This is a genomic window from Kitasatospora sp. MBT66, assembly GCF_000710405.2.
GTDB lineage: Bacteria > Actinomycetota > Actinomycetes > Streptomycetales > Streptomycetaceae > Kitasatospora > Kitasatospora purpeofusca.
This window is the reverse complement of the sequence record NZ_JAIY01000017.1, coordinates 211,141-228,435: the sequence shown is the minus strand read 5'-3', so window position 1 is coordinate 228,435 and position 17,295 is coordinate 211,141. Positions and strand designations below refer to the sequence as shown.

22 protein-coding genes and 2 pseudogenes are annotated in these 17,295 nt (G+C 69.3%); 10 read left to right on the top strand and 14 right to left on the bottom strand.

Going from position 1 to position 17,295, the window contains the following annotated elements:
• Positions 1–288 precede the first annotated feature (288 nt).
• The gene (locus BI06_RS39895; protein ID WP_043476743.1) at positions 289–1,029 is read left to right on the top strand and encodes a hypothetical protein; all 741 of its coding nucleotides are present in this window, start codon (positions 289–291) and stop codon (positions 1,027–1,029) included.
• Positions 1,030–1,563: 534 nt separating this feature from the next.
• Here the strand turns inward: BI06_RS39895 and BI06_RS39890 are convergent.
• Positions 1,564–2,034: an SMI1/KNR4 family protein gene (locus BI06_RS39890; protein WP_199523434.1), complete on the bottom strand. Its 471-nt coding sequence runs from the start codon at positions 2,032–2,034 to the stop codon at positions 1,564–1,566.
• Positions 2,035–2,171: 137 nt separating this feature from the next.
• Here BI06_RS39890 and BI06_RS54350 point away from each other — a divergent pair, with 137 nt between their 5' ends.
• Complete coding sequence (locus tag BI06_RS54350) at positions 2,172–2,450, top strand: hypothetical protein (RefSeq protein WP_043476741.1); 279 nt, start codon at positions 2,172–2,174, stop codon at positions 2,448–2,450.
• 495 nt (positions 2,451–2,945) lie between these two features.
• Here the strand turns inward: BI06_RS54350 and BI06_RS39880 are convergent, their stop codons facing one another.
• The 3 genes from BI06_RS39880 to BI06_RS39870 form a co-directional block, all read right to left on the bottom strand.
• Positions 2,946–3,443 (bottom strand): DUF4265 domain-containing protein, encoded by a 498-nt coding sequence (locus BI06_RS39880; protein WP_043476860.1) that lies wholly within the window; start codon positions 3,441–3,443, stop codon positions 2,946–2,948.
• An 81-nt stretch (positions 3,444–3,524) separates the two neighbouring features.
• Positions 3,525–4,289 carry an IS21-like element helper ATPase IstB gene (gene istB / locus BI06_RS39875; RefSeq protein WP_043476738.1) on the bottom strand — a complete coding sequence of 255 codons (765 nt, stop codon included), beginning with the start codon at positions 4,287–4,289 and terminating at the stop codon, positions 3,525–3,527.
• Positions 4,286–5,059: a hypothetical protein gene (locus BI06_RS39870; RefSeq protein WP_233290492.1), complete on the bottom strand. Its 774-nt coding sequence runs from the start codon at positions 5,057–5,059 to the stop codon at positions 4,286–4,288. Before BI06_RS39870 ends, istB (BI06_RS39875) begins: the two co-directional genes overlap by 4 nt.
• 246 nt (positions 5,060–5,305) lie before the next feature.
• On the opposite strand from BI06_RS39870, the gene BI06_RS39865 reads away from it, so the two are divergent.
• Positions 5,306–5,647, top strand: coding sequence for a response regulator transcription factor (locus BI06_RS39865; protein WP_149030634.1), 342 nt, complete (start codon positions 5,306–5,308; stop codon positions 5,645–5,647).
• A gap of 342 nt (positions 5,648–5,989) precedes the next feature.
• On the opposite strand, the gene BI06_RS39860 is transcribed toward BI06_RS39865, so the two are convergent.
• A complete protein-coding gene (locus BI06_RS39860) occupies positions 5,990–6,847 on the bottom strand; it encodes a hypothetical protein (protein WP_043476735.1) in 858 nt (285 codons plus the stop codon).
• A 445-nt stretch (positions 6,848–7,292) separates the two neighbouring features.
• Here BI06_RS39860 and BI06_RS55290 point away from each other — a divergent pair.
• Positions 7,293–7,516 (top strand): annotated as a pseudogene (locus BI06_RS55290) (ABC transporter ATP-binding protein); the annotation flags it as partial.
• 36 nt (positions 7,517–7,552) lie between these two features.
• Here BI06_RS55290 and BI06_RS39855 read toward each other — a convergent pair.
• Together BI06_RS39855 and pnuC are read right to left on the bottom strand one after the other, a co-directional pair.
• Positions 7,553–8,650: an AAA family ATPase gene (locus BI06_RS39855; protein WP_043476732.1), complete on the bottom strand. Its 1,098-nt coding sequence runs from the start codon at positions 8,648–8,650 to the stop codon at positions 7,553–7,555.
• A complete protein-coding gene (gene pnuC / locus BI06_RS39850) occupies positions 8,647–9,231 on the bottom strand; it encodes a nicotinamide riboside transporter PnuC (protein ID WP_051742843.1) in 585 nt (194 codons plus the stop codon). Before pnuC ends, BI06_RS39855 begins: the two co-directional genes overlap by 4 nt.
• A gap of 380 nt (positions 9,232–9,611) precedes the next feature.
• Here pnuC and BI06_RS39845 point away from each other — a divergent pair, with 380 nt between their 5' ends.
• Both BI06_RS39845 and BI06_RS39840 read left to right on the top strand, forming a co-directional pair.
• Positions 9,612–10,439 (top strand): sugar nucleotide-binding protein, encoded by an 828-nt coding sequence (locus BI06_RS39845; RefSeq protein ID WP_043476727.1) that lies wholly within the window; start codon positions 9,612–9,614, stop codon positions 10,437–10,439.
• A 271-nt stretch (positions 10,440–10,710) separates the two neighbouring features.
• Positions 10,711–11,346 carry an SMI1/KNR4 family protein gene (locus tag BI06_RS39840; RefSeq protein WP_063795129.1) on the top strand — a complete coding sequence of 212 codons (636 nt, stop codon included), beginning with the start codon at positions 10,711–10,713 and terminating at the stop codon, positions 11,344–11,346.
• Positions 11,347–11,544: 198 nt separating this feature from the next.
• On the opposite strand, the gene BI06_RS39835 is transcribed toward BI06_RS39840, so the two are convergent.
• On the bottom strand, positions 11,545–12,132 hold the full coding sequence (locus BI06_RS39835; RefSeq protein WP_149030633.1) for a hypothetical protein: 588 nt from the start codon (positions 12,130–12,132) through the stop codon (positions 11,545–11,547).
• Positions 12,133–12,283: 151 nt separating this feature from the next.
• Between BI06_RS39835 and BI06_RS39830 the strand changes: the two genes are divergently transcribed.
• The 4 genes from BI06_RS39830 (at position 12,284) to BI06_RS39815 (ending at position 14,762) form a co-directional block, all read left to right on the top strand.
• Entirely contained in the window at positions 12,284–12,496 is a 213-nt protein-coding gene (locus BI06_RS39830) for a hypothetical protein (protein WP_051742841.1), read from the top strand.
• Complete coding sequence (locus tag BI06_RS39825; protein ID WP_043476724.1) at positions 12,493–13,161, top strand: hypothetical protein; 669 nt, start codon at positions 12,493–12,495, stop codon at positions 13,159–13,161. The genes BI06_RS39830 and BI06_RS39825 overlap by 4 nt, the downstream gene beginning before the upstream one ends.
• Positions 13,162–13,258: 97 nt before the next feature.
• Positions 13,259–14,134 (top strand): hypothetical protein, encoded by an 876-nt coding sequence (locus BI06_RS39820; RefSeq protein WP_043476721.1) that lies wholly within the window; start codon positions 13,259–13,261, stop codon positions 14,132–14,134.
• A gap of 130 nt (positions 14,135–14,264) precedes the next feature.
• Entirely contained in the window at positions 14,265–14,762 is a 498-nt protein-coding gene (locus BI06_RS39815; protein WP_233290491.1) for a hypothetical protein, read from the top strand.
• Between the two features lie 76 nt (positions 14,763–14,838).
• On the opposite strand, the gene BI06_RS54925 is transcribed toward BI06_RS39815, so the two are convergent.
• From BI06_RS54925 to BI06_RS52685, 6 genes and pseudogenes are all read right to left on the bottom strand, one after another.
• Positions 14,839–14,967: a hypothetical protein gene (locus BI06_RS54925; protein ID WP_255360319.1), complete on the bottom strand. Its 129-nt coding sequence runs from the start codon at positions 14,965–14,967 to the stop codon at positions 14,839–14,841.
• A gap of 77 nt (positions 14,968–15,044) precedes the next feature.
• On the bottom strand, positions 15,045–15,167 hold the full coding sequence (locus BI06_RS54920) for a hypothetical protein (RefSeq protein ID WP_255360318.1): 123 nt from the start codon (positions 15,165–15,167) through the stop codon (positions 15,045–15,047).
• Positions 15,168–15,657: 490 nt separating this feature from the next.
• Complete coding sequence (locus BI06_RS54915) at positions 15,658–15,861, bottom strand: DUF4265 domain-containing protein (RefSeq protein ID WP_043476716.1); 204 nt, start codon at positions 15,859–15,861, stop codon at positions 15,658–15,660.
• On the bottom strand, positions 15,836–16,144 hold the full coding sequence (locus tag BI06_RS54910) for a DUF4265 domain-containing protein (protein WP_043476713.1): 309 nt from the start codon (positions 16,142–16,144) through the stop codon (positions 15,836–15,838). Before BI06_RS54910 ends, BI06_RS54915 begins: the two co-directional genes overlap by 26 nt.
• 81 nt (positions 16,145–16,225) lie before the next feature.
• A complete protein-coding gene (gene istB / locus BI06_RS39795) occupies positions 16,226–16,990 on the bottom strand; it encodes an IS21-like element helper ATPase IstB (protein WP_043476710.1) in 765 nt (254 codons plus the stop codon).
• Positions 16,987–17,295, bottom strand: a pseudogene (locus BI06_RS52685) (hypothetical protein); the annotation flags it as partial. The pseudogene BI06_RS52685 and the gene istB (BI06_RS39795), both read right to left, overlap by 4 nt.

Here is a 17,295-nt window from a genome sequence, read left to right as displayed (position 1 = left end):
TCGGATCTGATCTCAGCTTCACCGTGGAGAGCGATCAGCCCCCCGGTGCTGATGAACGGGAGAGGCTTCTTCGAGGATTGAACTGCAGGCCCGGCTCGGACACCGCTCACCGCAATCCACCCAGTACTACGCGAAGAGACCGCCCGTCCCCGAGAGTGCGGTCCGGGAGGTCGATACTGAACCCACGACGGTCACGGCCACTGGGGTTCGCACTGCACCGAACCGCCTCGACCGGGTATCGTGCGGTCCTGCGAATCCATGCCCCTGTCTTGGAAAAAGAGATGCAGGATGCACATCCTGGACGACCTCACCGGTCTTTCCTCGCGTGCGAAGAGTCTGCTTGAACGAACCGGTCGGCGCGACGATCGGCAGGAATCTCGGCTCTCCACCGAGTTCCTGCGGATCCGGGACCGCTACGGCCGGTTGATTCCAACGCCCATGATGCTCGTGATCCGCCGGGAGGGAATCGAGCAGAAGTACGGCGGACTCCGTTACCAAGTGCGAAGCAGCTGCACCGTCGAGGGCGAACGCCGCGAGGTGCTTCGCGACTGGCACTACGACCTGGGCCAGAGCATGTGGACCAGCGCCGCCGACGGCTGGCACTTCGATTGGTTCGGGGAACGTGTGTCCTCCCCAATGCGCTACCTGGTGCACACGGACGGACGAGTCGGAGCGGGCGATGGAGGTGGCGCGTTCCTCGAAATCGCCCCGTCCGTCCCGGCTCTCATCGAATCCCACGCTCTCACCGACACGGTCTCGACCTGGGACCGCACCGCCGCCGACGTCGACAGCTTCGCACTCGCCGAGCAACTCGACGGCCTCACCGACATCCCCGAAGCATCGGGCAGCACCGTCCGATGGCGGCTGTCCGACAACGTCGCGGTCGAGGAGTTCCGGAACTGGAGCAGCGACGCGCCACGTCGTTGGCGCGCGTTCATATGGAGCCGAGGCGAATCCGGCCGACGTCAGGTCGAAGAGGCCGCTGCCCGAGTGGCGGCCACTCAGCAGACCATGACAGCCACTGGCTGACGACCGCTGCTCGACAGGGCTGATTCCACAGAATGATCCGGTTGGCGTGTCCGTCGACCACACCTGAGGTCCAGGGCAGGGTGAGGCTGGGGATCACGGCGTCGCGGTGGCGGTCGATGCCCGCAGCGAGGGTGTGGAGACTGGGCAGGTCGTCCTGGCGGACGGCGTCGAGCCATTCAGGGAGTCGTTCGCCCTGGCGTTCGGTGAGCATCTGGGCGAAGGACCGGACGTGGCCGGTGAGGGTGTCATGGTCAGGGCAGTTGGCCAGTAGGGCCTTGAGTCCGAGCTGATCGGTCTACGTGAGCGTTTTCGGGCGGCTGACAATCCATCTGGCCAGGTCGTCGTTGCTGGACGGTCGGCCCGCGGCCGCGGTCGCCGAGAACCCCTGGCTGCCCGAGAGCAGCGTCGGCGACTCGCGCCGGCTCCCGGTCCCCCCACGGACGCGGCCTGGTCGAGCCTCATCGACACCGAAGTCCACCTCGTACACCTGACCAGGATCAGCCCGCTGTGACCTGGCACTGCCGAGTCCGCTCCTCAGGGCCGTGACAGGTCCTTGCGATCGCGGTGCTGCCGCAGGATGCGGTCGGTCGGCGCTCGCAGGGCGGGTGAGGTCAGGTCCAGGTCGCGGTTGTCGCGGCCGTCGAGCATGTGGTCGAGCCAGCGTTCGTACCAGGCCAGGAAGTCGGCGGCCGACGAGACGTTGGGGCCCCAGAACCCGTCGGCGTTCCCGGTGACGACCCGGCCGGCCAAGGGGCCGGTGATACCGATGAGCACCAGGTCGCTGCACCCCGCCTCGATGATGTGCAGGAACAGGTCGCCTCGGTGGGGCGGTCCGGCGGCGAACGTGAACCCTCGGGGGCGGCCGGGCTCGCCCTGGGGATCCATCGTGAACAGCCGGCACGACTGCAACGGCAGCAGGCCGTAGAAGGGCGAGGCTCCGGCCCCGCCCAGGGCGGTCAGGAAGGTGCGGTAGAGCTCGGGCAGGTCCCTCGCTCCTCGTGGCAACCTCGCCGCCTCCTACCAGCAGGCGGGACGCACCGACGACGCCTTCGCCCTGTCGCGTTCCGTTGCGGAGGATCGGGCCCGTGTCCTCGGCCCTCGGCACCCGGACACCGTGATGTCCCGCGCGCGGCCTGGCCACCGTGTTGACTCTGCGGGGGCGTGCTCTGCTCCCCGGCGACACGGCCGGGGCGTGGCGGGACGCTGCGGAGGCGGTCGGGACGGTCGGTCCGTACCTGTCCGACGATCCGGCGACGTACGGGCCGGTCCTGGCCGAGGCGTACGGGCTCGCCGCGGCGGTGCTGGACGCCGACGGGCAACCCGAGGCCGCCGCCGACTTCCGGTCCCGCGCCCTCCAGGCCACAGGCACTGCACCGGCACCCTTGCCCGGCGACGATGCGGCGGACGGGAGCCGGTCATGACCCCAGCACCCTGGCCCTGGCGCAAGAAGTCCGGCGAGGACGCCGGAGCCCCCGGCACCGGCGACCCGGCCGGCGCGACCGACCACGCCCGTACGGACGGGAACGAGCTCGAACCGGAGCCACGGGCGCAGGGCGGTCCCGTAGTCCCCGCGCCGGGCAGCACCTGCGAGGCGTCCCCGTACCCGCCTTCGGTGAGCACGGCCGGTACGGGGACGTCGTCCTCGGTCCGGGTCGAGGTGCCGGGCGAGGGGTCCGTCGGTGCGGGCCACGACGTCTCCCACTCGGCGGTCGGCGTGGGCAGCCGCGTCGAGCACGCCGAGGTGGACAACCGGTCGAGAACACCACCGTCGGCGCGACGCGGTCCAGGCGGGCCACGACCTCACCGTCAACAACATGCATACCTACTGTCGACGGTCAGCCAATTCCCCATGCCAAACGCCAGACAATTCCCCACCCTCTCGTGTCCGGTCGTTGACCCGAACCGTCCTGGCGGGGTCAATCGTCCTTGCTGCCTGCGCTGGCCCTCCAGGCGGCAGTGACACATCCTTCTTCCCAGTGCCACCAACCCTTCGCGTCGCCGTGTTCCAACAGCTTGCGGATCCGCTCGATGTCCGCTTCCGGCGGTATGTCCAGCGCGACCATCCGGAACTGTTCGATGCCCTCGCCGGTGGTGCCGAGCCGGTGAAAGGTCTCCAGCACGGTCTGTCGGGCCGCGGCTGAGCCTCCGTCCTTCAGCACGATCAACCGGATGGTGCAGTTCTCCGAGGCGTGAACTGTCTCCCCGGCCCAGCGCAGGCCGTCGTCATCGACGTCCACGCGGATGACATCGCCGCTCGCGACCCCACGGACGAACCATGGGGTGTTGTCGAGACGCACCGTTCCGTCGCCGAGGTCCACTGCCCACAGGCTCTCGACGCTCGCGGGCGGCCAGCCGTCCTCGTCCACCTCCATCCGGAAGTGGACCTTGACGTGGGCGTCGCTGATGTTCGTCACCGCGCCATCATCCACGTGGACAAGCAGGGCCGGAACCACGGGGCTGCGGGAAGCGAATACTCCAGCACCCCGTGGCGGCGGTCAGGTGGTCGGAGGCTTCTCGGTGGGGTTCCGGGGACGCTTGTTCGGCCGGTATCTGGGGCCGTTCATGATGACCTGATGGCTGGTATTGATCAGTCGGTCCAGGAGCGACTCGGCGACGACGGGGTTCGGGAACAGCGGATACCAGTCGCTGGGCGCCCAGTTGCTGGTGATGATCAGGGAACGGCCCTGGCGTTCGCTGACCAGCTCATAGAGGTCGTCGGCCTGGGCCGCGGTGAGCTGGCGCATTGCGAAGTCGTCGAGGATGAGGACTTCGGGGCGAACCAGCTCGCGCATCCGCCTGTCCCAGGTGCGGTCCGCGTGGCCGCCGGCCAGCTCGGCCAGGACACGGCTGGTCTTGGTGAAACGGACGTTCGCGCCCAGGCGGATCGCGAGGTGACCCAGGGCCTGGGCGACGTGTGTCTTCCCGACCCCGACCGGACCGAACAGGATGACCGACTCACCGGCATGGAGCCAGCGCAGGGTGGCCAGGTCGCGGATCTGGGCCGCGGGCAGCTTCGGGGAAGCGCCGAAGTCGAACTCCTCCAGGGTGACCTGCTGCTCGAACTTCGCCTTCTGCAGGCGCCGTTGGAAGGCGACCGTCTCGCGGCGGGTGATCTCGTCCTGGCAGAGGACCTGGAGGAAGTCCAGGTGCCCGAGTTCGCCGCCGTGGACCTGAGCCAGCCGGGCGTCGAGGGTTTTCAGCATGCCGGACAGGCGAAGCGCCTTCAACGACTCTCGCAGGGCGGTGTCCATCACGCTCATCGCACGGTCTCCTCGGCGTCGCCGCGGCCCTGGTCGTCGCGGAGTTCGTCTGCCGTCTGCATGGGGATCGTGGCGGGGAACAGGCCCTGGGGCCCGTACAGGAAGGCCGCCGCCCCGGCGGCCCCGGTCTCCGGCTCGGTCTCCGGCTCGGGGTCGGTCTCGGTGCCGGCGATCAGGATGCCCTTGATCGTGCGGTAGGACGGATCCCCAACCGTGATCGCCTTGGTGCAGGCGGCCTCAAGCCGCTGATCGCCGTACTTCTTCCGCAGCCCGAGGACCCCCTGGGCAGCGCGGAGCCGGTAGAGCGCGCCGACCTCCAGAAGCTGGTCGATCACCTCGCGGCAGGCGTCGCCGACCTCGGACGCCTGGGTTCGGCACCAGATCGGCGTCTTCATCTGGAACGCGATCTTCTCCGGCGGATAGTCGTTCTTGTCCGTGCGCTTGCCCTGCTCCAGGGCGGCGTGGGTCTTGACCAGATCGCCCTCGTGGAAGACCTGGACCATGGTCGCGGTCGAACGGACATCGACCTTGCGGCCGATCAGCTTCCAGAGCACCGAGTAGAGGGTGCGGCCGACCTTGATGTGGATGTCCGGCCCGACGGTGGCCGTGGACCAGCGGGCCAGCACGAACGGCTTGTCGGGCAGCGGCAGCAGAGCCCCGGCCTCCACCGCCTCGAACACCGCCGCCGGTGCGGCCCCGTCCAGGGGCCGGCACTGCGGCCGGCCGAACGCATCACCGCCCCGATCGGTGCCGCCCTGCGCGGCGCCCATCTGAGGACGCTGCGCAGGGCACGTACCGACCCCTGCCTGCAGAGCGCCGACCCGTCCGGGCCGGCCGGCCGCCCGCCGACCGTCGCGATCCTGGACGCGCGGGGGCGGCTGCGCTCGGCCGACGCGGGGGCCCGCGAGCTGATCCGGCGACTGGCCGAACCCATCTCCCGCGTCTGCGCCGTGCCGACCTGCTTCCTCACGGTCGCCTGCCGGGCCGCGCGGGAAACCGGCACCTCGGAGGTGAGGATGTGCACTCCGGACGGCCAGTGGTTCGCGCTGCACGCGTCCCCGCTGGACGGTGGGGGCGACGAAGTCGCCGTCGTCATCTCGCCGGCCTCGCCCCTGCACCGCCTGCCGGTGGCGATCCTCGCGCACGGCCTGTCCCCGCGCGAACGCCAGGTCGCCCTGCACGCGGTGCGCGGCAGCAGCACCAAGGACATCGCCGCACTGCTCCACCTGACGGTGCCCACCATCCAGCAGCACGTCACCGCGATCCTCCACAAAACGGGCGTGCGCAACCGCCGCGAACTCGTCGCTGTTCTGACCGCCGAACACCTGCCGACGCTCGCCCTGCCCCCAAAAACGTAGCGGGTTCAGGTGAGCGGCCCAATCTCGCGGTGTGCGTCGACGACGGCGAACACGCCTCGTTCGCGTACCACTTCGGGCGGGGCCTGGCGCTCGGAGAAGAACCGGGACTCGCAGGACCGGGGTGATCCGACCAGTGCCCAGTGGGAGCGGATCGAGCCGCTGATGCCGAAGAGCAGTGGGCGGTCCGGTCGGTGACGGGATCACCGGCAAGTGGCGAACCGGGAGTTGCACCGGATCCGCAACGACGGGCGGTTCGACAGCGGTGGGCAGCGTCGGGCGCTTGCGCGTCGAAGACTGTCCGGATCCTTGCTGGCACGCGCTGCGGCAACTCCTCTCGGGGGCTCAGCTGCTGAGGTCAACCACGTCCCACGCGGTGAACGGCTCGGCCTGGACGTAGATCCTGCTTCCCCGACTGACGGCTCGTCGGCGGCCGGGCAGGTGGCCGTCGGGCAGGGTGAGCAGGCCGACGTCCGTTGGCTCGACGGATGCTTCGGTGAGCTCTCCGTGGATGAGCCGGTCCACCTCTTCGCCGTAGCCGCCGTAGAAGGCGACCCGCTCGCCGTGAATGGCCACTGCCTTGGCGCCTCGTACCTGGTTCGCCCACACCCTCACGGGCCGGTCGGGGCGTATCTCGACGAGCGGGAAGTCGGTGTACGTGCACGCCCAGGCGGTGGTGCCCGACACGTTCAGGGCGTAGCAGTCGAAGAGGCCAGGGATGCTTGCGCCGTCGGACGTCCAGTAGATGTGGCCCGTGGGGCTCCAGCGGCGGATTCCGGCCGGGTTCTCGTCGAAGTGCCCGACCCAGATGTGGCCGGCCTCGTCCACGAGCAGGTGCTCGATGGCGTCCCCGACGGAGAAGGAGGAGGCCTCGCGGCCGAGCGCGTCGAAGACCTGGACCTGGTCCGCGTCCTCGTACCGGTGGGCGCGGGATGCTGCGACGACGAACCCGCCGTCGGGCAGGCGGTCCAGGTGCGGCCAGCGGGCACGCACGGCGCTCAGCTCGGTGAGTTCGACGTTGCTGCCCGGATGGACGGAGACGACCAGCGCATCGAAGGGCAGGGCATCGCCGCCGGGCTGCGGAGCGCGGTCGGCAAGCAGCCAGTGGGCGGTGCCGAAGACGTCGACGGTGCTGGTCAGGACGTGGTGGGCGTGGTGCGCTCGGGGGAGGTGGGCGTAGGGAACGAGGGCAGTCTTCTGCACGGGCGGGCTCTCCTGGGTGGGCGGTCACGGCGTTCGGGCGCTGCGGTGAGCGGCGGCGGTGCGCGAGCGGTGGAGAGCGAGGCGGGACGGCTAGAAGGCATGGCCCTTTCTGGTGGTCATGAGGTGATCATCGTCGATGTGTGGCCCCCGTGCCAAGCCCTTTCGGTCCAGCGCTCACGCCGTCTGTGCCCCACCCGATCAGCCTCGGCGAGGGCCAACCCGCCGGAAGAACAGCGCCCGTTCGGAGCGACGCTCGCTGCCGGTCGGAGCGGCGGAACGGACGGTCTCCGAGCGCCAGGCCTGCACCGAAGACCTGGACGAGCGTCCGGCACTGATCGCAGTGTCCGCCACGTCCGACCGGTCGAAGGCAGACGAGGACGTCGCGCGGTGGCTGCCGCCCGCAGTCGGCTACCCCTGCACCTACATGGCCGACCGGCCCGGGGTCCAGGCCGCCTCCTCACTGGACGTACCCGGCGAGGAGGCGGTGCAGCGCACCGTGCCGGCCGGCCGCACCTCGGTGATCATCGCCCACCGGCTCTCCGCCATGGAGATCGCCGATCGGGTCCTGGTGACGGACCAGGGCCGGGTGGTCGAGGACGCACCCCCACCTCTCTGCCCGCTGGCGAGGGCCGCTTCGCCGCCTTCCACCGGACCTGGCGCGCCCCCCTCGTGCGGCAGAGGCAAGCCACAACAGGGGCGCGCCTCTCAGCCGAGGGGATCCGCGAGGCCCTGGCCCTCGGCAAGCAGGGCGTCGACCGCGGCCAGGGCGGTGTCGAGGCGCTGCTCCCGGCTGCCGGTCAGCTCGATCCAGGGCACCGGCTGGGCGGCCAGCACTTCGCGGAAGCGCCCGTTCATCCAGGCCCGCAGGTGCTCGCCGTCGCGCAGGCCGTCGTCCTCGAACGCCACCCCGACCTCCGAGGTGAGCAGGTAGAGGGCCCGCGCGGGCATCGCCGCGGCCAGCTCCCGCACCTCGGGGGTGACCGTGCCGACGTACCGCTCCTGCCAGACGGTCGTGGCGAGCGCGTCGGTGTCGCAGACCAGCACTGGCCCGCCGGAGCGGGCCGCCCGGTCCTCCGACTCGGTCTGGCGCCGGGCCACCAGGGCGAAGTCCGGGTCTCCCCACTCCAGGTCGAAGACGGTCGGCCCGGCTTTGCCGGCCGGGGCGAGCGCGCGGGCCACGGCGAGCTTGGCCACCGTCAGTTCCCGCCCGTACTCGGGCACCCAGCCGGTCCGGCCGTGCGGCCCGCCACGGACCCACAGCGCCTCGGCGAGGTCGCGGGAGAGCGTGGTCGTTCCGGTGGACTCGGCGCCCAGCACCACGACCCGGCGGGTGAGCCAGGCCCGGACCGGCGGTTCCAGGTCGGCCCAGTGCGCGACCGGGTCGGCCCGCACCTTCGTCCCGGACACCGGGAAGGTGTCCCGGGCCCGGTCGAGCACCACCGGCGCAGCGCCGAACCGGCGGGCCAGTTCGACCCCGTACGGCTCGGAGCTGAACACCGCGTCGACCGGACGCTCGCCGACCGCGTCCCGCATCAGGGCGACGTGCCCGGCCCAGATCTCCTCGCTGTTGTAGTCGACTTCCAGGTTGTCCACCGTGCCGACCACCCGCACCCGCGGCTCGGCGGCCCACGCCTCGCGGATCCACGCCACCCGAGCGGCCAGCGGTATCGACTCCACGTCGGCGGCCATCACGACCACGGTGACCCGCTCACAGGCGTCCGCGGCACTGCGGATCAGGAAGTGGTGGCCGGCGTGCGGCGGGTAGAACTTGCCGATCACCAGACCGTGCCGGAAGCCGGTCACACCGCCACCGCCGCTCGGCCGAGGTGGGCCCGCTCCCGCTGCCAGGCCCGCAGGCCGGCCAGGCACATCACGAGGAACAGCACGTACACCGCGCCGGTCAGATACAGGTCCTTGGCGAGGTACAACGGCACGTAGACCAGGTCGGCGGCGATCCAGAACCACCAGGTCTCGATCCGCTTGGTGTTCAGCAGCCACTGCGCGGCCAGCGAGAGCGCGGTGGTGAGCGCGTCCCAGAACGGCGCGCTGTCACCGGCGCGGGCCAGGACCAGGGTCAGAGCCGCGGTCACCGGGACCAGCAGGGCCACCGTCAGCGCGACGGTGCGCGGCCCGGCGGAGCGGATCTCCCGCCGGCCGCGGCGCTCGCCGCCGCGCAGCCACTGCCACCAGCCGTGTACGCCGAGCGCCAGGAAGACGATCTGCAGCGCGGCGTCGGCGTACAGCCGGGCGCCGGCGAAGAGCACCAGGAAGAACACGTTGTTGGCGATGCCCACCGGGAAGTTCCAGACGCTGGCCCGGACGGTCAGGGCGACACACGCCGCACCGGTGGCGAAGCCCAGCAGTTCGGTCCAGTCGAGCAACATGCCCCCTCCTTGATTAATGTCAGGGTGACGATAAAGGAAATGCGGGAACCTGCCAAGTCCCGGGACGGCGTCGCCGCGCCGCAGGCGATGTTCTTCCTCGGCTGCTACGCCTGCCCCGGCTGCCGACGCACGGGGGTCTCACGGCGTGCAGGTCCTCAAAATCCCGTGTCCGTTTCTCAGTCGCGATGTCATCCGGCTGGCCGATCTGACGCGGGATCGAGAGTCGCTGTTGTCCTGTCACACTGCAGTTGGCCAGCTCTCACTCAATCTCATCGGAGCTGTCGGATTCCCACTGATCCACCCGCCGCGCTGATGCCCCTGACCCGTCTCAGTGGAGTCTGATCAACGCGTGAGCGGCACCTCCTCTACTGTGTCGCACCATGACTATCCTGATCGTCGGAGGCAGTGGATTCCTGGGTGCCGAGCTGGTCCTCCAAGCGGCAGCGGCGGGCCGTACGACGGCTGCGACCTTCGCCAGCCGGCCCGGTAGCACTCCGAAGGTCTCGTGGCACGCCCTCGACCTGCGAGACTCTGACCGCATCGAGGCTGTCATGGCCAAGGTGAAACCTCGTGTGGTCGTCAACGCGACGAGCGGCGGACCCGATTGGAAGGTCACGGCCGAGGGCCCGGTCCGCCTGGCGATGACTGCGGCGAAGCACGGCAGCCGCCTGGTCCACGTATCGAGCGACGCCGTGTTCTCCGGTGCCCACGTCCACTACGACGAATCCTGCCTCCCCGACCCGCTCACCCCCTACGGCGCTGCGAAGGCCGCGGCGGAGACCGGCGTCCGCCTCGTGCACCCGGGCGCCGCCGTCGCCAGAACCTCCCTGATCGTCGGCGACTGGCGATCGGAACACGTACGCGCGGTGCACGACCTCGTGGCAGGCATCCGTACCGGTGCTCTGTTCACCGACGACATCCGCTGCCCCGTACACGTCGCCGACCTGGCCGCCGCCCTGCTGGAACTCGCGTCGAGCGACCTGTCCGGCGTGCACCACCTGGCAGGATCCGATGCCGTGAGCCGCCACGAACTCGGCACCCTCATCGCCCGGCGCGACGGGCTCGACGCCGCCCGACTCCCCACCGGCCTGCGGGCCGACACTGCGCTCCCTGGAGCACTCGACGTCCGCCTTGACAGCCGGGCTACCCAGCAGCGGCTCGGGACCAGGCTCCGCGGCGCCCGCCAGTTCCTCGCCCCGGGGACCTGAGCTCCTCTTCCATGGCGAGGCGATCGCCCGCACTCGGATCGCCGGTGATCGGCGCAGACGTCGATGGGGCGGGACAGTTCCGGATCCCTGTACAGTTCCCACTGTGTGAGATCCGGTTCCGCAAGAACCAACTCGGCCGAGGAAAGCGTCGGAGCCCGTTCCCACGCCACCTGGCAGCCCTACTGGTCAGAGCCTCATTCGTTGCCAACTCGGATTGGACGGGACAGCCGTCCACGGCGGGTAGTTTGAGGAGGACTAGAGAAGAGTTCACATGGACTCCCGGATCGCCCGCATCCGACGCAAGCTCGCCAAGGTGCCCTATGCCGAGCTGCGAAGCTACTCCTTCGGTGAAGAGAAGCACGGGTTCCACCTCGAACCCCCGTTGCCGGCCGCGAAGGTCGCCGAGCTCGAGGCCGACCATCACATCGAACTGCCCGACCCCTACCGCAGCTTCCTGACCAGGCTGGGCGGGGGTGGAGCATCGCCCTGGTACGGTCTGCTGCCGTTGCAGTCATGCCGGCTGTTCACGATGGACCCCCGCGGCGAGCCCGGTCGCCCTCGGGGTTTCAGGTTCTCCGCCGGCCCGCCGCACCGGAGCGACCTCTTCCTGCACATCATCGAGGCGGGGTGCTCCGACCTGGTGCTTCTTGGTATCACAGGTCCCCTGGCAGGCCGCGTCGTCACCGGAAACGCCGACGGCTTCTGGGGCCCCAACGTCTCATCAGCCATGGACTTCCTGGCCTGGTACGAGCGCTGGCTCGACCACATGCTCGCCGGGCGCGACAACCGCAGCCTGCACCTGACCTCACCCGCCCTGCGAGCATCGGATGACCGCATCGAGAGACAGCACCGCCATCGCGAGGATCTGTCACAGCACCGAGAATCCGGAGCCATGTCATCCGCTTGAGAACGGCTCTGAGCGGCTGGTCACGCGGTCACTCGCATGACATCGGAGTTGAGAACCTGCACGGCGGGAGACCGACTTGTTCGGGTCCGTCGAAAACGGTCGGCGGCCCCGGATCAGCGCCGATATCCTCGCGGACGTGATCTACGAAGCAACGATAGGCATGGATGAGGGCGCTCCGACGACAGCGCGCCTCCGCAGTTACTGAACCGTGCCGGGCACGTCGTGATCGCCGAGGGATCTCCTGACGAGGCGGACTCCGCCGACGTGGCGCGGATCGTCGTGACCGGTGCTGAGATCACAGACCTGGCCCAAGTGCTGGCCATTGTGGACGGCGGTACCGGCGACCGGTGCCTGTGCGACGGCTGGCCGACGATCATGGTTCACGACGTCAAGGGCGAGCTGATCGCCTGCTGGACACTGCACCACCAATCCGGTCTTCGTGGAATCGGTGACTGCGATGCCGACCTTCAGGACGGTCCGGCACTCACCGAGTGGCTGGCGGAGCGAGGCCTGACCGGATCGCGAGAGGTTCAGGTGGGGCTGGCCGTGCAAGAGGCCGAGGGGGCCCGGCGCCGGCTGCGTTGGCTCCATGCCGCACCCGCTGGGCTGCGCGACGCAGCCACGGAGGTCTCCAACCCGCCGGAGCGCGACACCGTGCCCCTGGACGTCCGAGCAGCCGGCGCGATCACCCTGCTCTTCGGACCGTCCACTGAGCGGCTCTGCCATCTGACGCCCAACCATCGACAGCGCGGCGGCAAGCACACCCACCCGATGCTCGGCCGTCACCCCGTGCTGCTGCCCCCGCGACTGGCCGGTCCGCTGCACCAGCTGGCGGAAGAGCCCCTGCCCGGCTCACGATCCCTGTTCCCAGGCCACCCCGGGCCCCCGGCTGCTGTTCCCGGGCCTGGTCCCAGGGAAGCCCATCTCGACCCACGCCATGACGCAGAAGCTCAACCGCCACGGAATCTCGGTCCGCGCGGCCCGCAACTCCGCCCTCGCCGCGCTCGCCGCCGACCTCCCCAGCCCCATCCTCGCCGACCTGACCGGCATGCACCGCCACACCGCGATCCGCTGGGTCACCTACGCCCGACGCGACTGGGCCGAGTACCTCGCAGCACGCGCCGAGGACCAACAGGAAGGCAAACGATGACCGACCCGACCGGACGCAACGACAGGCGCACAGCCCAAGAAATGCTCGACTACCTGGTCACGCACCTGAACGGCGCCCTGCGCCGCCCGGGAATGTACGGCGGTGAGACCGCGATCAGGCTCTACCTCGACGCGGTGGCGTTCGCGGAGGCCTCCGAGCAGGAGTGGCAGCAAGAACTGAAGGACCTGCAAACCCGCCGAGGATCCTCCTCCACTGGCGTGCGCGGAGCCTTTCAAGATCTCTGGGGTGATGCACACGAGGGCGCAGTGGCCTCGGTCTACGCCGAGATCGCACACCGCCAGGGATGGCTGCAACTCGACCGGACCCTCACCTCGGCTGAGCACCAAGAGATCCGTCGCGTCAGCGAGACCTGGTGCCGCAAGGACCGCCTTCTCAGCGACATCGTCACGGCGTTCGGGCCGCCCTCGGTACTCTTCGGGGGAAACAACCCCAACTACCCCAAGACGCTGGCCTACGCGACCGATCAACGCGACGACACCCTGCTCTGCTTCCACCTCTGGAACAGCTTCGCCCCTGAGCCAAGTTCATCGTCGGCCTCCGTCCACGCCGAACCCGTCCTCTGGGCCTTCCGGGACGGCGGCACCCTGTTCACGGACGGCTTCATCTTCACCCCGCAAGGATCCGCCCGTCGGCGTGCGAACTGAAGTGCGAGCCCAGGAGAACCGGGTTGCGAGGCATCCTGAACTGCGGCGGAATCTGGCGGGCTGCGCACCTGCGGCCCGGGCGAGGAGGAAGCGGTTGATGGACGAGACGACGGCGCTGGACAGCGTGCTGCAGCAGGCGCACATGGCCCAGGTGAGCTCGGTGAGCGGATTCGAGGCGGACGGAAAGTTCCGGGTGGATCTCTCCGATCCGGCGGAGTCGGACCAGCTGAGGAGAGCTATGGCGGTGGAATCGCTGCCCGGGTTCCACTGCATGTGCGGCGGGGACGTCCGCTTCGAGTTGTTCGACTGGGCCGGTGAGCGGCTCGCAGTCGTCGTCCTGCACCACGGGGCGACGCTGAGGTGGGGGCTGTGGGAGAGCGACGCCGTCCTCGCCGACGGCCGCCTGCTCCTGGCGTGGCTGGACGGCCACGGCATGCCCGGCCCCATGCAGCAGTTCGAAGCCGACCGACAGCGAGCGGAGGAAAGATCCGAAGACGAACGCAGCTGGCTGGCCGCGATGCCCGACGGATTGGAGGGGACCGCCGACCGGATCCTCGACCTCTCCCGCACCGGCGGCAGGCCCTCCCCCGAACTGCTTGCAGAACTCACGGGCCGACTGCAGGCGACGTTCCCCGACCCAGTGGAGCGGGCGCTGGCCCTGCTCGAATGGCACGGCTCCGGCAGCGGGCGCTGCTCCGGTTACCCCGTCCACGAGGGTGTGCCTGGCGAACTGCTCGGCAGGGTGCCGATCGCCGAACTGCTCGCCGGGCTGGCCGACCCGCGAGCCGAGGAGCGACACGAAGCCGGGGCCGTGCGGCATCTGGTGGGCTGGAAGACCCGCCCGCACCAGAAGCGGGATGTCGCCGGCCTGCCCGAACCGCTGCGTGCCCGGCTGCTGGCACATGCTCGCCGCTCTGGAGACTCCGACAAGCAGGGCCGCGCAGAACGGTGGTTGGCACCCCCGCGGGCCTGAGACCCGTCGGAGCGTTCAGGGTGATGACGCTGCCTGAATCTGGCTCTGACCGGATCTGTGTGAACGTTCCTGTAGGTTCTTCCGGACACGCGCGTGGGCGGGTCCCCGGCGGAAGCAAGGGGGAGTGCCCGTGGCTGACGAACGGCTTGATGCCGAGTGGCTTCGCGGCTGGTGTGGGCGGGCGGACGCGGCGCTCGCGAAGCTGATGGAGTCGTTCCAGGCACGGCATGGCTTCGAGCCGGGCAGCAACGTGGTGGTGCACGCTTCGGCGGCGAGCCATCAGGCCACCGACGCGCTTGTGGAGCTGACGCCGATTCCCTCGGACCTGACCACGATGTACTTGGTGATCGCTGAGGTCTCCTTGCCCGATGTGGAGAACGGCTACTTCGTCCATCCGGCCTCGCTGGTCGCGGAGCACTTCCGCGATTACGGGGCCGTCCAGATCGATGGGGGAGAGCCTGCCCTAGTATTCGCCAGCGACGGGGGAGGCCATCTGTTCGCACTGGCAGGCTCTGGGCGGGTCTGGAGGTCGACCACCGCTTCGTGGTTCGATCAGTTCGACCTTGCTGCGGCCGGTCTTCAGGAGTTCTTTGAGGGGCTCTCTCAGCAGATCAGCGGTCAGCTCTGACGGCTGGTCGAAGGGCGAGCCGACTCAAAGCCGGGTGGGGATTCGGATCCTCGTACGGGCATGACGCGTCCCGCTGTTAGCAGTGCTCTTCCAGGTAGAGCATGTGGCGGTCGGCATCCGTACGGAACTCGTGTGCGCAGTAGCGTCCGGCCGTCCGGCTTCCGCCGGGCTCCTTGTAGTCGTCCTTGACCTTGTCCCAGAGCATCGGGCGCTCGCCATCGGCGACAAGGCGGGGGCGGGTCCCGCCGCTCTCTCCGAGTACGACGGTCGCGGCATGGTCCTTCAGCAGCCGACGCACAGCGCGAAGATCGACTCGTTCTTCCGGAGCAGCCACGCGGTGCCAGCATCGTGCAAGAGCTGCACGGGTGCTTCGAGCTGATCCGGGTTCATGTGGAAGGCCTGCATGGTGTGAGTATTCGGCATCACGATGGGTGAGGTCATCCTGGTTTTCACGGAACTGCGGCCAGAGCCTTGCGACCGTCCGCATCGGCGGCCGACGAAGGCGGTGCGGTCAGCAACGGGGAGGAGGACGTGGGCGGCATGGGTCGTAGCGACCGGAGAGAACCGAGCCCCCTGCCGCACCAAACCCGAGATCAATCGAGGGAATAGTTCACGATCGGAATAACCCCTCCCGCCAGTAGTCCTCAGCCTTGAACGCGGCTGCGTCGAACGAGACCACGCCCACAGCCTGGTCCTCCTGCGCGGCGGACACTGGAAAGGTGTCCGCGACGCTGCCGGCGACAAGATGCCCGAGGGCGAGATCCGGGCCGATCCGTGGGTCGTCACCGAGGCTGTCGCCAACCTGTCGACGGTCAGCCAGTTCCCCAGGTCAAACGCCAGACCATTCCCCACCCTCTTGCGTCTGGCCGGTGACCTGAAGGCGTCCCGCAGGCGCTCAGTCGTCCTCCGCGCCTTCACTGGTTCCCCATGCGGCAGTGACACATCCTTCTTCCCAGTGCCACCAACCTTTCGCGTCGCCGTGCTCCAACAGCGTTCGGATCCGCTGGATGTCCGCGTCCGATGGGACGTCCAGCGCGACCATCCCGAACTGCTCGATGCCCTCGCCGGTCGTGTCAAGCCGGTGGAAGGTCCCCAACACGGTCTGCCGAGCCGCCGTCCTTCAGCACGATCAACCGGATAGTGCAGTTCTCCGAGGCCTGTACGGTCTCCCCGGCCCAGCGCAGGCCTTCATCATCGACGCTCACTCGGATGACATCGCCGCTCGCGACGCCACGGACAAACCAGGGCGTGTTGTCGAGACGTACCGTTCCATCGCCCAGGTCCACTGCCCACAGGCTCTCGACGCTTGCCGGCGGCCAGCCGTCCTCGTCGACCTCCATCCGGAAGTAGACCTTCACATGGGCGTCGCTGATGTTCGTCACCGCGCCATCATCCACGTGGGCCGACGGGGCCGGAACCGCGGGGCTGCGGGCAGCGGTCAGCTCAGCAGTCCGTGGCGCTGGTCAGAGAGCCGGAGGTTTCTCGGTGGGATTCCTGGGGCGCTTGTTCGGGCGGTAGCTGGGCCCGTTCATGATGACCTGGTGACTGGTGTTGATCAGCCGGTCCAGCAGCGACTCGGCGACGACGGGATTGGGGAAGAGGGGATACCAGTCGCTGGGAGCCCGGTTGCTGGTGATGATCAGCGAGCGTCCCTGCCGCCCGGAGACCAGTTCGTAGAGGTCGTCTGCCTGGGCCGCGCTCAGCTGCCGCATGGCGAAGTCGTTCAGGATGAGGACGTCGGGTCGGACCAGCTCTCGCATGCGCTTGTCCCAGGTGCGGTCCGCGTGGCCGCCGGCGAGCTCGGCCAGGACCCGGCTGGTCTTCGTGAAGCGGACATTCGCGCCCTGGCGAACCGCGAGGTGGCCCAGGGCCTGGGCGACGTGTGTCTTGCCGACGCCCACCGGCCCGAACAAGATCACCGACTCGCCGGCATGGAGCCAGCGCAGGGCGGCCAGGTCGCGTATCTGGGCCGCGGGCAGCTTCGGGGAAGCGGCGAAGTCGAACTCCTCCAGCGTGACCGGCTGCTCGAACTTCGCCTTCTGCAAGCGCCGTTGGAAAGCAACGGTCTCGCGGCGGGTGATCTCGTTCTGGCAGAGGACCTGCAGGAAGTCCAGGTGGCCGAGTTCACCGCCGTGGGCCTGCATCAGCCGCGCATCCAGGGTCTCCAGCATCCCCGACGGCCGAAGCGCCTTCAGCGACTCGCGCAGGGCGGTGTCCATCACGCTCATCGAACAGCCTCCTCGGCGTCGTCGGCGTCAGCGCGGCCCGGGGTGCCCTCGGGCTCGCCGGAGATCTGGGAGGGGATGCTCGCGGCGAACAGGCCCTCGGGGTCGTGGCGGAAGGCAGCCGCCCCGGCGTCGCCGGTCTCCGGCTCGGGGTCGGTCTCGGTTCCTGCGATCAGGATGCCCTTGATGGTGCGGTAGGAGGGGTCACCGACCGCGATCGCCTTGCGGCAGGCCGCTTCCAACCGCTGGTCCCCGTACTTCTTCCGCAGCCCGAGGCTCCCCTGGGCCGCGCGGAGCCGGTAGAGCGC

Bases quoted from the DNA above. Each gene is read 5' to 3' on its own strand.
- BI06_RS39895 (WP_043476743.1), top strand. From the start codon at position 289: ATGCACATCCTGGACGACCTCACCGGTCTTTCCTCGCGTGCGAAGAGT.
- istB (WP_043476738.1), bottom strand. From the start codon at position 4,289: ATGAGCGTGATGGACACCGCCCTGCGAGAGTCGTTGAAGGCGCTTCGC.
- BI06_RS39870 (WP_233290492.1), bottom strand. From the start codon at position 5,059: ATGGGCGCCGCGCAGGGCGGCACCGATCGGGGCGGTGATGCGTTCGGC.
- BI06_RS39865 (WP_149030634.1), top strand. From the start codon at position 5,306: ATGTGCACTCCGGACGGCCAGTGGTTCGCGCTGCACGCGTCCCCGCTG.
- pnuC (WP_051742843.1), bottom strand. From the start codon at position 9,231: ATGTTGCTCGACTGGACCGAACTGCTGGGCTTCGCCACCGGTGCGGCG.
- BI06_RS39845 (WP_043476727.1), top strand. From the start codon at position 9,612: ATGACTATCCTGATCGTCGGAGGCAGTGGATTCCTGGGTGCCGAGCTG.
- BI06_RS39840 (WP_063795129.1), top strand. From the start codon at position 10,711: ATGGACTCCCGGATCGCCCGCATCCGACGCAAGCTCGCCAAGGTGCCC.
- BI06_RS39830 (WP_051742841.1), top strand. From the start codon at position 12,284: ATGACGCAGAAGCTCAACCGCCACGGAATCTCGGTCCGCGCGGCCCGC.
- BI06_RS39825 (WP_043476724.1), top strand. From the start codon at position 12,493: ATGACCGACCCGACCGGACGCAACGACAGGCGCACAGCCCAAGAAATG.
- BI06_RS39820 (WP_043476721.1), top strand. From the start codon at position 13,259: ATGGACGAGACGACGGCGCTGGACAGCGTGCTGCAGCAGGCGCACATG.
- BI06_RS54925 (WP_255360319.1), bottom strand. From the start codon at position 14,967: ATGCTCTGGGACAAGGTCAAGGACGACTACAAGGAGCCCGGCGGAAGC.
- BI06_RS54920 (WP_255360318.1), bottom strand. From the start codon at position 15,167: ATGCAGGCCTTCCACATGAACCCGGATCAGCTCGAAGCACCCGTGCAG.
- istB (WP_043476710.1), bottom strand. From the start codon at position 16,990: ATGAGCGTGATGGACACCGCCCTGCGCGAGTCGCTGAAGGCGCTTCGG.